The sequence below is a fragment of the Rhodobacter sp. TJ_12 genome, from assembly GCF_020023995.1.
GTDB lineage: Bacteria > Pseudomonadota > Alphaproteobacteria > Rhodobacterales > Rhodobacteraceae > Rhodobacter.
Map to the genome: position 1 here is coordinate 64,378 of NZ_NRRD01000019.1, position 11,545 is coordinate 75,922.

An 11,545-nucleotide genomic window follows, 5' to 3' on the forward strand; every position below is an offset into this window, starting at 1 on the left:
CAGGATTATGCAACTGGTTTTCCATCTCGGCGCCCATGCCACCGACGAGGAACGGCTGATCCGTACCCTCGCGGCCAATCCCGATGTGATGGCACAGGCCCATGCCCATGCCCCCGCGCCGGGCGCCTATCGCACGGCTTTGCGCGATGCGCTGATTTCGCTCAAGGGCGGACCAGCCGATGCCGAAACCCAAGACAGATTGCGCAGCGCCTGTCTGAAGGGCGCGTCGGGGCCGGTGGAACGGCTGGTCTTTAGCTATGAAAACTTCCTCGCCCTGCCCGACCGCGCGATCGGCCCCTCGGGCTTTTATCCGGCGGCCGCCGAGAAGCTTGGCCCCTTGGCCAACTTGTTTCCCGACGCCGAAACCGAATTCCATTTGGGGCTAATCAACCCCGCATTGCTGACAGCGTCGCTTTACGCGCGCCATCCCGGGCGGGATTTTGCGCAATTCATGGCGGGCCAAGATCCGATTTCGCTGCGGTGGGCGCCGGTGGTGGCGCGCATGAACGAAGCCGCCGCCATCAGCGGCGCCCGGCTGGTGCTGTGGTGCAACGAAGACCTGCCGCTGATTTTTCCGGAGGTGCTGCGGGCGATGTCCGGGGTTGCCGATGATGTGCCGATTGCCGGGGAAACCGCGCTGGTCGAAGAAATCATGGAACCGGAGGGCGTGAAACGGTTGCGTGCCTATGTGGCCCAGCATCCGCCGCTCTCGGTCGATCAGCGGCGCAAGGTGCTGATTGCCTTCTTGGAGAAATTTGCCCGGCCCGAGGCCTTGGAAGCTGAACTGCCCTTGCCGGGCTGGACCTCTGATCTGGTCGAAGAGATCGGCGCGGCTTATGAGGACGACGTAGCCGAAATCGCCCAAATGCCCGGGGTCACGCTGATTACCCCCTGATCGACTGCCATTTGGCCCCCTTCGGGCGCAGCACCAGTCAATATTCGGTTGTCTTGGCGTTTTTCGATATCTTGAGACGCCCCCTGCCGCGGATGCCCCGCCCTTTTCCAACGCGCCAAACGCAGTCAGGCCGGAAGACCCGGCCCGAACGTGTGGTTTTGTGCTTTTGCGGCGAAACGCGGCGGGCGCTTAGCTCATGCCCAGCGCAGCTTTATAAATATCCATGATCGCCTCTTCCTCGGCCAGATCGTTCTGGTCGCGTTTGCGCATGGCGATGATCTTCTTCATCACCTTGGTGTCGTAACCGCGCGCCTTCGCCTCGCTCATCACGTCCTTCTGCTGCTCGGTGATGTCTTTCTTCTCGGCTTCGAGGTGTTCGTATTGCTCGATGAACTGGCGCAGCTCGTCGGCGGCCACGTTATAGACGTCGTTGGGCATGGGGTCCTCGCTGGCGATGAAGCCTTTCCCTAGCGCAGCCCCCGTCCGGCTTCAAGCGCAACGGCCCACCCGCTGCGAAGAACCCCGCGCTTGCCATTCACTGCCGGCACGTGTAGCCACGGGCAAAGCGGAGGACGCCATGGAAATACTGATCTGGATCGGGGCGGCGGTGTCGCTGGTGGGTCTTGTTGGGATCCTTTATTGCGCGTCGCTGGTGGCCAAAGCCAAGGGGGCGGGGCTGGACGATGCGGCGCTGCGCGAGCGCTTGCGCTCGATTGTGGCGCTAAATCTGGGGGCGCTGTTCGTGTCGGCCATCGGACTGATGCTGGTGGTGCTTGGTGTCACCTTCCGCTGATATTGCGGTAATACATCAGCTTTCCCTATCGAAAAACGAAAGCCCCTCGCGGATCATCCGATCCAGCCGGGGCGAGGGCAAGGGCGCGCCTTCCCCAACAAGCGCGCGCAGCCGTTTGCGCAGCGCCAAAACGCCGATCCGGTCGGCCTGAAACATCGGGCCGCCATGGCGCCTTGGAAAACCAAGGCTCGCCTCGGCCACAAGGTCGATATCGCTGGCACGGTAGGCGCGGCCGGTTTCCAAAGCGGCGGCCCCCTCTCCGGCAAGTTCGGCCAGCACGCGCGCCACGATTTCAGCATTAGACAGCGTTTGCGGTGTGATCCCTTCGGCCAGTCGCAAAGCCGCCAACCAGTTTTCTTCGGCCGCACGCGGCTGTGGCCCCGCCCCCTCGGGATAATCATAAACGCCCGCGCCTGCGGCGCGGCCCTGCCGCCCGGTGCCCGCAAGCGCGGCGATCAGCGCGCGCCCCTGCCGCCCAGCCACGGAAAACCGCGCCATCACATTGGGCAGGCCCAGCGCATCCAGCCGGGCAAAGGGCCCCTCGGCAAAGCCCCACTCGGTCAAAGCCGCATCGACTTGCGCCGGGCTCGCCCCCGCCAGCACCGTGCGTTCCGCCGCGGCGAGCCAAGCCACTTCCAGCCGCAAGGCCAGCGCGGTGCCATGCACCACCTGCGCGCCATCCGCGCGCAAAACGCTCGCCAGCCGCAAAAGCTGGCGCTCTTGCCCCGTGCTCCCGGCCCAAATCACGGCAAGGCCGCGTGTCCGGTCCACCGCCAATTCACCGGGCTTCGGTGTCACGCCCACCAGCGCCAAAACGGCATCCCCCGCGCAGCCCGCGCGCAAGGCGGCCAGTTCGTCGGCAGTCGTCGGCGCGGCCAGCACCAGATCGACACCGGTGATCGCTTTTGGGCTGACAATCGGTTCAAGTCGCGCCCAATCGGCGTCGCGGCGCGCCGCATCGATCCGCCCCGCGGCCAGCGCCTTTTCTTGCGCCTGCGCCACGGCAATCAGCACCGCTTCAAGCCGCGTCGCCGGCGCGGCACCAAGCTGCACCGTCCCCCCCCGGCCCAACAGCCCCAGCACCAGCCGCTCGGGCGGGTTCCACAGCGCCACCTTGGCCACAGGCTCGGCCCCCATCCCCTCGGGCAGGCCCGCAAGCCGCGCAGCCGCCCGGCGCGCCCCGCTCAAATGGCGCAGGGCGGCGGATTGTTCAGACGCCAATAAATCCTCATAGAGAACCGCCTCCACATCGAGCGCGGCCTCCCTTGGCAAAACAAGCGCGGCCTGCGCCAGTTCGACCAGTTGCGGCACAAGCGCGGCCTGCGGCCCCGCGTCATGGCGCGCCTGCGCAGCGCTCAGGGCATCCAGCGCGGCGCCCGCATCTTCAAGCGCCGCATCGGGCGACATGAAGGGCGCACCGCCCTCGGCCACGCGCAAAGCCTCGGTCAATGCGGCGGTCTCGATCGTGCCGTCCGACGCCACCGCATCGCACAGGCCCAACTGCATCGCCGCCTGCGCATCCAGCGGACGCGGCGCAAGCAAAGCATCCAGCGCCGCCGCCCCGCCCGCGCGCCGCATCAATCGCACCGTGGCGCCTGCGGTCGGGATCAGCCCCAACCCGGGCTCGGGGCAAAAGAACTGGGTCGAGGCCAAGGCGAGGCGCAGCCCCGCCGCTTGCGCCAGCGCCAGCCCGCCGCTGGCGATCTGCCCCGACAACACCGCCACGACCGGCACAGGCGCATCGGCCAAACGCGCGCACAAACTGGCAAGGCTGGGCGCGGCAGCATCAAAATCGGTAAGGGGATCAGCAGCCTGCGGCCACCCCCCCGGCGCCGCACGCACCACCAAAGCTTTCAGATCCGGTGTCGCGAAAGCCTCGGTCAAAGCCGCGTCAAGCGCACGGCGCAAGGCAAGGTCGAACCCGCCGCCGGGATCTTCGGCAGCCCCGCCCAACGTGACCAGTGCCACGCCCTCTCGTCGCTGCACGCTTACACGTCTTGCCATGCCGCCTCCATTTGCCTCAACTTACGCGGGTATCGGGCAGGGCTGCAAGGGCAAGTCTTTGAAATCGGGCACAATGCCCGGTCGATCCTGGTCCGTTTGAATGATCGCGGGCGTCAATGATGCGCGGCATGCGCCGCACAAAAGGGCGTCGCAGGGATCAGGTCGAGCCGCTCTTCGGCAATCCGTGCGCCGCAAGTGACGCAATAGCCATATTCGCCCTCGTCCATCCGCGCCAAGGCCGCCTCAATCATGCGCAATTCGGTGCGCGCGGCGGCCCCAAGGTCTTGCAAAACCTCGTCGCCTTCGCGCTCGGTCGCCATTTCTTCCCAATCTTTGGCTTCATGCATCTCGAACTCGCCTGAAATCTGCGACATGCGCGTTTCAAGCTGCGCCTTGCGCGCCAAAAGCTCAGCGCGGCGGGTTTCGAGGGGTTTCATGGCAACCTCATGTGCTGGCACCATCCAAGCACCGTGCGCGAAAAGAAGCCTTGATGCACGTCAATTCCCCGGCCCGGATCAGCCTAAGCCGATCAAACGGCTCCGGTCAGACACCATTGCCGATCTTGAGCGGCGGCAGGTCGCCCTCGTCTTCGCCAAGGCCACCAAGACCGCCCAGCCCACCAAGGCCCGGCATCTCGCCCTCGGGCGCATCCAGCCCACCCAGACCACCCAACCCTCCAAGGCCATCCAGCCCAGAGGCCGCGTCCAGCCCGGCAGCGTCATCCAGACCGCCAAGACCGCCCAACCCTTCGGCGCCGGGTTCGAGGTCGTAAGCGGGGCTGTCGATCCGGTCGAGCGGGCCCTTGGGCGCAGCCCCCGGCGCTTTGCCGTTGAACGGGCTTTCGCCGGAGTCGAAAGGTTGCGGCACGACGCGGCGCACCTTCGGCTCAGAGGCATCTTGTTCGGGCATCCCGGCCTCTTCGTCGCTGATGCGCACCGCTCGCATGCCGCGATGCTGGCCCAGTCGTGCCGAGGCCAGCTTGCGCCGCCCCGCGCCTTCCAATGTCAGATTTTCCAGCGCATCTTCGGGCACTGGCAGGCTGACACCCGGGCGCAATTGCATTACTTGCGCCAGCGGAAGCGTCACCCGGTGCAGCACGGATTCGATCACCGCCGAGGCCCCCAGAACCGAGCTTTCAAGCCGGTGGTTCCAGTCTGCCTCATCTTGTTCGGGGGTATGCGGGGCCGCGCCGTCGGCGCCAGACCCGGGCACGCGGCGCAACATCTGGCCGCGCCCGTTAACCGGAACCGCCCAGAGCAATTTGCCACTGCGCTCGCCGCCCGCGCCAAAGCTTAGCTCCAGCTGCCACATCCGGTAGCCCATATCTTCGAGCAACAGGCCCAGCGGGCGCGGATCGTCCAGGTAAGAGGTATAGCGAAAGCCCCCGGCCCAGACCACGGCCTCGGTCTCGGCCAGGCTTTCTTCGATCAGTCCCAGCACACCATCAAGGTAATCGGCCACCATCGAGGCGTCGATCCGGGTGGGTTTGCGCGGCGGCGGCGCCTCCTTGGCGAGGCTGCCCATCGTCTGCACCTCGATCAGCACCGAAAGCGTTTCGGGCGGCATCGCAATGATCCCCAGCCCCTCTTCGGGGCCTTCGATGATGGCAATTAGGGAAAGCGGTTCCAGCGCCTCGGGCAAGTCGGCCAGCGTGCGGCGGCTTTCGTTGATCGACAGCGTTTGCACCGGCAGCGCCAACATATCCTGCGCAACCTTGGAGACAGCCTGCGTGATCGCCCGCTCCGCCGTCAGCGGAGAGCCATCGGAGGCGGGTCGTCCCGCTTCCGCCTTGCGTCGCATCACCGTTTGAGACCGTTCGTCCGTCATTCCCTCATGCCGCCCATTGCCCGTGCCTTGGTCAAGGAATCGCAGATCAAGGTTTACAAATGGTGAACGGCGTCTTGAGATTCTTCACTCTTTTCCGCGTCTTCGGCTGCGGACCTCAGATGTCTTCGGCGCTGTCCTCGCGCCGCCTTAAGGGCAAGGTGATGCGAAAAGCGGCCCCGCCCTGGCCCGGCAGATAATCAATCGTGCCGCCCAGATTGGCCATGATCTCGCGGCAGATGGCCAGACCAAGCCCCGCGCCGCCCGCCTTTTGCGTATCTGTCAGCCGCGCGAATTTCTCAAAGATCAATTGCTGCTGGGCCTTGGGAATGCCGCCGCCATTGTCGATGAAATCGATCTGCACCCGATTTTTCCGCCGTTTCACCTCGATGCGCAGCACCGCGCGTTCGGCATCGCAATATTTCCGCGCATTGGAAATCAGGTTGATGAACACCTGCACCAGCCGGTCGGTATCGGTGAACACCGGCATATGCTCGGTGGGGAAGTCGCGCTCATAGCGGAAATCCCGCTCGGGCCGGGTGGAAGAGGCCGATTGCACCGCACGATTGAGCAGATCATGCAGGTTCGCAACCGAGATATTGAGGTTCACCTTGCGGTTTTCAAGCACGGCAAGGTCAATCAGGTCATCCAACAGACGGGTCAGGCGGCGCGCCTCTTCATGAATGATTTCGGCATATTGCGCGCGCATCGCCTCGGGCAGATCGGGCTCCATCAAGATTTCCGAAAACGCCCGGATCGAGGTCATCGGCGTGCGCAATTCATGGCTGATCTGCCCCAAAAAGGCATCCTTTTGCACCGAAAGTGAGGTGAGCTTTTCATTCGCTTCGCGCAGCGCCCGCGCGGTGCGCGCCAGCTCTTGCGATTGCGCCTCTAGCTGGGCGGAATATTCCTTGATCTCCTGCGCCTCGTTGGCCACCGCGATCAGGTCTTGCACATTGACCGCCGCGCCGCCGATCAACTGGGAAATCATCGCATGTGCCGTGGCCGCGCCGACCGAGCCCGCCAATTGGCGCTCCAGCGCGGCCAGAAAATCCGGTGTAGGGTCGGGCAGGAAGCCGCGCTTGCCTTGGGCAGCCGCCTGCGCCTGAAAGAAAAGCTGCGCTTCTTGCGCACCAAGGATGCGCTGCGCCATCGACAACAGGTCTTCAGCCTCGGCCTGCCCGCGCGACCAGCCCTTTGCCCCCTCGCGCCCCTCAAACACATTGACGAAAGCGACGCCCTGTAGCCGTTCCACCGGGCCGGGGAAGGAAATCATTGACAGCGTCAAAAAGGCAAGCGTGTTAAGCAAAAGGCTCCACAACATCGCATGCAACAGCGGATCCAGCCCCTCCATCCCGAACAACGCCTGCGGGCGCAGCCAGGAAATGCCAAAAGGGCCGGCCTGCATCAAATGCGCCGAAATCAGCCCGCTTTCCCCGACCGAGGGCAGGAAAAGCGCGTAAAGCCAGATTGCGAAACCGATGATCAGCCCCGCCGCCGCGCCGGTATGGGTGGCGCCGCGCCAAAAGATGCCGCCGATCAGCGCGGGCAGCACCTGTGCCGCGCCGACAAAGGCGATCAGCCCGATGGCGGCCAAAGCCTCGGCCCCGCCCGAAAGCTGGTAATAGCCATAGCCCATCGCCAGCACCAAACCGATCGACAGCCGCCGGCTTGTCAGCACAAGGCCACGCACATCGCCGCGTTCCGCAGGGCCACGCGACAGGGCCAGCCATAGCGGCGTAACGATATGGTTCGAGACCATGGTAGACAGCGCAATCGCCGCCACAATCACCATCGAAGTGGCCGAGGAAAACCCGCCCAAAAACGCCAAAAGCGCCAGCCCCCCTTGGCCCTGCGACAGCGGCAGCGACAAAACGAACAAATCCGGGTTCGCGCCGGGCCCGGCGATTTCCAGCCCCATCACCGCAATCGGCACAACGAACAGGCTCATCAACAGCAAATAGCCCGGAAAGGCCCAGCTGGCGGTGACCAGATGGCGCTCGTCGGTGTTTTCCACCACCAGCACCTGAAACATGCGCGGCAAGGTCAGCACCGCCGCGGCAGAAACAAAGGTCAGCCCGGCAAAGCGGCCCGGCTGCACTTGCCACTCCGCCAAGGCAGAGGCATCCACCCGCGCAAGGATATCGCCCACCCCATCGGCCAGCCCCCAGACAACCCAAATCCCCACCGCCAAAAGCGCGACAAGCTTCATCACCGCCTCTAGCGCGATGGCGGTCACAACGCCGTGGTGGCGTTCATTCGCATCCAGATTGCGGGTGCCGAACAGAATGGTGAAAAGCGCCAGCCCCCCCGCGATCCACAGCGCCGTGGCCGATTGGTTCGGCAGCGCCCAGAATTCAGGCGTATCGGCAGCAAACACGCCAAAGCTGAGCGTAACCGATTGCAGTTGCAGCGCAATATAGGGCGTGGCGGCCGCCACCGACATCAGCGTGACAATCACCCCCAATAGGTTCGACTTGCCGTAACGGCTTGAAATCAAATCGGCAATCGAGGTGACGCGCTGCGTCCGCCCGATCCGCACCAATTTGCGCAGCACCCACCACCAGCCGACAAAAACAAGCGTCGGCCCCAAATAGATTGTCAGGAATTCCAGCCCGGTGCGCGCCGCCGATCCGACCGCACCGTAAAAAGTCCAGGCCGTGCAATAGATCGACAGCGACAGCGTATAGACCCAAGGGCTATACAAAAACCGCAACCGGCCCTTGGCCGCGCGCCGCTCTGCCACGAAAGCGACGGCAAAGAGAAACAGCACGTAAATCAGCGAAACCGCGACCAGAATATTAAAGGGCATCGCCTAGCGCTCTTTGGGCGGCGGGCGCGCGGTGCGGGCACCGGCGGCAAGCGGGTCGGGCGCAAGATCGGGCAGGCTGCCCTCGGCCTCTTCCTCGGCATCGATGGCGGGGGCAAGCCCGCGCGCCAGCGCGGCAGCCAGCCCCACCAGCACGGCCCAGACGCTGAAAAGATAAATCAAGCCGCGCGCGGCTTCCGGCACGCCTTCGGCGCTGGGGCGCCACAACGCGGGCAAGGCGATCAGCACGATGCCAAACAGCGGCAAAAGCCGCGCGGCATCCATCAGGCGGCGGCGGCGATAAGACCGGCGGGCAAGAAAAAGCGGCGTCGCCTTGCGTGGCATCAGGCCCCCATTGTCATGCCTGTTCGGTGCCCTTGGCGGGCACCGGCGCGGCAATCGCCTCCAGCGCGGCCAGAACATCGGCATTGGCAAAGGGCTTTGCAAGAAACACCGTCGCCCCGGCAGCGGTGGCAGCCTCGCGGTCCCGCCCCTGCCCGCGCGCGCTCAGCATCAAAACCGGCGTCGCGGCCAGCGCCGGATCGGCGCGCAACTCGGCCAAGATATCAAGGCCAGAGCGCCCCGGCAGCATCAGATCAAGGATCACCGCATCGGGGTGCATATCGGCAATGCAGGCCATTGCCCGCGCGCCGGAATGTTCAACCGTGACCGCCCAGCCCGCGCGCGTCAGAATGAACCGGATCGCCTCGGCGATATTCGGTTCATCCTCAACCACCAGCACGCGCCGTTCGTTCATCTTATCCGCCTCCCCCCTTCAATCTATCCACGCTTGGCCCCGTGCTGTCAAACACGACCGCAGTCGCGCCCTAGCGTGGCGCCACCAAAGAAGGCTCGCGCCGCCCGTCGCAATCTGCACGCGGACAGACCCGGCATGACGTCCCCACCGGGCGCGCCGGCGCGCTGGCGGCCAAGGGCGAGGGGATCACCAGCATCATCGCCTCCATCAAAACCGGCCCGTCAAACCGGGGCGTCCCGCGGGGCGCGGCAAAGGCATAGGTCAAAAAGCGCTGCGGCAAACGCCCCGCCATCTCGACGGCCACCCGCAAGGGCTGCATCGGGCGGCTTAACGCCTCATACAGCGGCCACAGGGCACAGGCGGCGGTGGCGCGCGGCAGACCAAAGCCGGGCAAGGGGCGGCGCAGGGTGAGCGCGCCCGACCCATCGCAGACCACAAGCCCCATCGGCGGCACCCCCGCGCAGCCCTCGGGCAAGGTGGCAAGGCGGCGAAACACGCAAGCCATCGGCACACCGAAACGTTCGGCCAAAGGCCCGGGTGCGGGCCCGGTTTCCGCCAGCGCAGCCAAAAACGGCTTGAGCGGCAGCGCCCGCGTATCGGCCAAGGCCCGCGCCAGATATCCGCGCGCCAATTCCCGCGCAGCCGAGGCCGCCAATTCCGGCGCCTGTGCAATCAAATCCTCGGGGGCGGGCGGATCGGGGCGCTCAAATTCTGCAATATGCCATGCGTGCGTCTCCAACCAAGCCTCAAGCTGTTCTTGTGGCGAGGCCGGCCCGGCCTCTTCAGCCTCCATCTCGTCGAGATATTCCACAAGCCCTTCGGCTGCGCCGGACAGCCGCAGGCTTTCTTGCGTGATTGTCGTCAAGAACCGCGCACGCCATTCGGGTTCGATATCGGGAGTTTCCACCAAGATCGCCGCGCTTGAGCGCAAAGAGGTCACCGCCGACAGCACCTCATGCAACCCATCGAGCAAGAACGGGTCTTGCGCCATGCGTTCCGAATAGGTCTCGACCACCCGCTCCAACGCCGCAACCCGCGCCTGCCGTGCCGCCAAAACCCGCGCCCAGGCCGGAAACCGGCCCACGAATTCCTCGATCCGCTCAAATTCTGCTAGATCAAGCGGCGCGGTGGTGGCCTCTTCTGCCCGGCCCGGCCCCACCGCCCCCGCCGCCGCTTCGCGCAGCGACTCAAAAAGGGCCGATTCGGCCCCTTCGGACAGCGACACCGGCTCCACGCCAAGCGCTTGGGCAAAAGCCTCCAAAAGCGCGTCATTCACCCGGCGCCGGTTATGTTCGATCAAATTGAGATACGCCGCCGAAATCCCGACCGCGCGGGCCAGATCGGCCTGCCGCAGTTTCAGCGCCATGCGCCGTTCGCGGATACGCGTGCCGGTTAGGGCAGAACGGGCCATACCTCCCCCTTTGGCCCGAATTTACAGCCAAAGTCCGGTCAACAAAAGCAGTTTACAAAAGACAAAAAAGGCCCGCGACCAGGGGGGGCACCCCGGCACGCGGGCCCGCCCCCGCGCCGTGACAGTCAGCAGGGGTTTTCAACGACGACATTCGACAAGGTCGAAAGATCCTCTACCCCGCCTTCGCATTGCGCGACCGGCTCGGTGCAACCTGCCAGGCCCGCGCAAAAACACGCGGCCAAGAAGGCGATTTGGGCTTGGCGGAAAAAACTACTGGTCATGGCGGATACCCTTGGCTGACATGCCCCTTGCCGGGGCACATGAACCGTATAGTTCAGAACACTGCCATCCGCCATGACCTGCGTCAAGGCGTGTCTCGTCTTACTCGAAAGACCGAAAATGTGCCCCGTAATTCAGCGCCTTGGTCGAACAGCGATCCATCGCGAACTGAAACCAGACATTGCTTTTTTCACGCGCCGCCTGTTTGTCAGCCATCAATTTGGCGCGCCCCCGAACGATCGCGGTGTTCATATCCTCATCCAGATCGCGCAACCGTTTGATCCAAAACTGCGCCGCCTCGTCGAAATAGCTGCCAATCGGCGCGCCCGCAGGCACGATCATCTGTGCCACGCTCAAACAATAGCCCGCCTCGGCACCCGGGGTCGGCGTGTCAAACAAATAGCTTGCCGGGGCCGCGAACTGGCTTTTCCAGACTGCGTAAAACAACCCCACCACGGTGACCAGCAAAAGCGCCCCGCCCCCCCAGACGGTCAGGGGCGAAAACACCTCGTCGCGGTTGACGCGACGTGAAACTTTGGGGCGGGCAACACGGGCCATGGGATCCTCCGCGCCCAGAATGGCCGCGAAGGATCAAACATGGGTTAACGCCCCTCAATCGAGTGTTTCGAGGACATCTTTGAGGGTGGAGATCAGCTGGTCGATCTGGGGTTTGTCGATGATCAGCGGCGGCGACATGGCGATGATATCGCCGGTGGTGCGGATCAAGATGCCCTTTTCATAGGCCTTGAGGAAGGCCGCAAAGGCACGCTTCG

General features: G+C 64.6%; 12 protein-coding genes and 1 pseudogene. 2 read left to right on the forward strand and 11 right to left on the reverse strand.

Going from position 1 to position 11,545, the window contains the following annotated elements:
- Positions 1 to 7 precede the first annotated feature (7 nt).
- A complete protein-coding gene (locus tag CKO11_RS13465; protein ID WP_223639759.1) occupies positions 8 to 895 on the forward strand; it encodes a hypothetical protein in 888 nt (295 codons plus the stop codon).
- Positions 896 to 1,084: 189 nt separating this feature from the next.
- Here CKO11_RS13465 and CKO11_RS13470 read toward each other — a convergent pair whose 3' ends face one another.
- On the reverse strand, positions 1,085 to 1,333 hold the full coding sequence (locus CKO11_RS13470; RefSeq protein ID WP_223639763.1) for a DUF2312 domain-containing protein: 249 nt from the start codon (positions 1,331 to 1,333) through the stop codon (positions 1,085 to 1,087).
- A gap of 139 nt (positions 1,334 to 1,472) precedes the next feature.
- On the opposite strand from CKO11_RS13470, the gene CKO11_RS13475 reads away from it, so the two are divergent.
- Positions 1,473 to 1,688, forward strand: coding sequence for a hypothetical protein (locus CKO11_RS13475; RefSeq protein WP_223639766.1), 216 nt, complete (start codon positions 1,473 to 1,475; stop codon positions 1,686 to 1,688).
- A gap of 15 nt (positions 1,689 to 1,703) precedes the next feature.
- Here the strand turns inward: CKO11_RS13475 and CKO11_RS13480 are convergent, their stop codons facing one another.
- The 10 genes and pseudogenes from CKO11_RS13480 to CKO11_RS13525 form a co-directional block, all read right to left on the reverse strand.
- Positions 1,704 to 3,692, reverse strand: a complete 1,989-nt coding sequence (locus CKO11_RS13480; protein WP_223639769.1) for an enoyl-CoA hydratase/isomerase family protein — start codon at positions 3,690 to 3,692, stop codon at positions 1,704 to 1,706.
- A gap of 113 nt (positions 3,693 to 3,805) precedes the next feature.
- Positions 3,806 to 4,129, reverse strand: coding sequence for a TraR/DksA family transcriptional regulator (locus CKO11_RS13485; RefSeq protein ID WP_223639772.1), 324 nt, complete (start codon positions 4,127 to 4,129; stop codon positions 3,806 to 3,808).
- Positions 4,130 to 4,235: 106 nt separating this feature from the next.
- The gene (locus tag CKO11_RS13490) at positions 4,236 to 5,519 is read right to left on the reverse strand and encodes a FliM/FliN family flagellar motor switch protein (protein ID WP_223639774.1); all 1,284 of its coding nucleotides are present in this window, start codon (positions 5,517 to 5,519) and stop codon (positions 4,236 to 4,238) included.
- A gap of 115 nt (positions 5,520 to 5,634) precedes the next feature.
- Positions 5,635 to 8,328, reverse strand: coding sequence for an ATP-binding protein (locus CKO11_RS13495; RefSeq protein ID WP_223639777.1), 2,694 nt, complete (start codon positions 8,326 to 8,328; stop codon positions 5,635 to 5,637).
- A gap of 3 nt (positions 8,329 to 8,331) precedes the next feature.
- A complete protein-coding gene (locus CKO11_RS13500) occupies positions 8,332 to 8,670 on the reverse strand; it encodes a hypothetical protein (protein WP_223639779.1) in 339 nt (112 codons plus the stop codon).
- A gap of 13 nt (positions 8,671 to 8,683) precedes the next feature.
- Positions 8,684 to 9,082, reverse strand: a complete 399-nt coding sequence (locus CKO11_RS13505) for a response regulator transcription factor (protein WP_223639781.1) — start codon at positions 9,080 to 9,082, stop codon at positions 8,684 to 8,686.
- 70 nt (positions 9,083 to 9,152) lie between these two features.
- Positions 9,153 to 10,493 carry a helix-turn-helix transcriptional regulator gene (locus tag CKO11_RS13510; RefSeq protein WP_223639784.1) on the reverse strand — a complete coding sequence of 447 codons (1,341 nt, stop codon included), beginning with the start codon at positions 10,491 to 10,493 and terminating at the stop codon, positions 9,153 to 9,155.
- Positions 10,494 to 10,618: 125 nt separating this feature from the next.
- A complete protein-coding gene (locus CKO11_RS13515; protein ID WP_223639787.1) occupies positions 10,619 to 10,774 on the reverse strand; it encodes a hypothetical protein in 156 nt (51 codons plus the stop codon).
- A gap of 100 nt (positions 10,775 to 10,874) precedes the next feature.
- Entirely contained in the window at positions 10,875 to 11,330 is a 456-nt protein-coding gene (locus CKO11_RS13520) for a hypothetical protein (RefSeq protein ID WP_223639790.1), read from the reverse strand.
- Between the two features lie 54 nt (positions 11,331 to 11,384).
- Positions 11,385 to 11,545: pseudogene (locus CKO11_RS13525) on the reverse strand (aspartate aminotransferase family protein); the annotation flags it as partial.

Coding starts and splice junctions, on each gene's coding strand:
- CKO11_RS13465 (WP_223639759.1), top strand. CDS start 8: ATGCAACTGGTTTTCCATCTCGGCGCCCATGCCACCGACGAGGAACGG.
- CKO11_RS13470 (WP_223639763.1), bottom strand. CDS start 1,333: ATGCCCAACGACGTCTATAACGTGGCCGCCGACGAGCTGCGCCAGTTC.
- CKO11_RS13475 (WP_223639766.1), top strand. CDS start 1,473: ATGGAAATACTGATCTGGATCGGGGCGGCGGTGTCGCTGGTGGGTCTT.
- CKO11_RS13480 (WP_223639769.1), bottom strand. CDS start 3,692: ATGGCAAGACGTGTAAGCGTGCAGCGACGAGAGGGCGTGGCACTGGTC.
- CKO11_RS13485 (WP_223639772.1), bottom strand. CDS start 4,129: ATGAAACCCCTCGAAACCCGCCGCGCTGAGCTTTTGGCGCGCAAGGCG.
- CKO11_RS13490 (WP_223639774.1), bottom strand. CDS start 5,519: ATGACGGACGAACGGTCTCAAACGGTGATGCGACGCAAGGCGGAAGCG.
- CKO11_RS13495 (WP_223639777.1), bottom strand. CDS start 8,328: ATGCCCTTTAATATTCTGGTCGCGGTTTCGCTGATTTACGTGCTGTTT.
- CKO11_RS13500 (WP_223639779.1), bottom strand. CDS start 8,670: ATGCCACGCAAGGCGACGCCGCTTTTTCTTGCCCGCCGGTCTTATCGC.
- CKO11_RS13505 (WP_223639781.1), bottom strand. CDS start 9,082: ATGAACGAACGGCGCGTGCTGGTGGTTGAGGATGAACCGAATATCGCC.
- CKO11_RS13510 (WP_223639784.1), bottom strand. CDS start 10,493: ATGGCCCGTTCTGCCCTAACCGGCACGCGTATCCGCGAACGGCGCATG.
- CKO11_RS13515 (WP_223639787.1), bottom strand. CDS start 10,774: ATGACCAGTAGTTTTTTCCGCCAAGCCCAAATCGCCTTCTTGGCCGCG.
- CKO11_RS13520 (WP_223639790.1), bottom strand. CDS start 11,330: ATGGCCCGTGTTGCCCGCCCCAAAGTTTCACGTCGCGTCAACCGCGAC.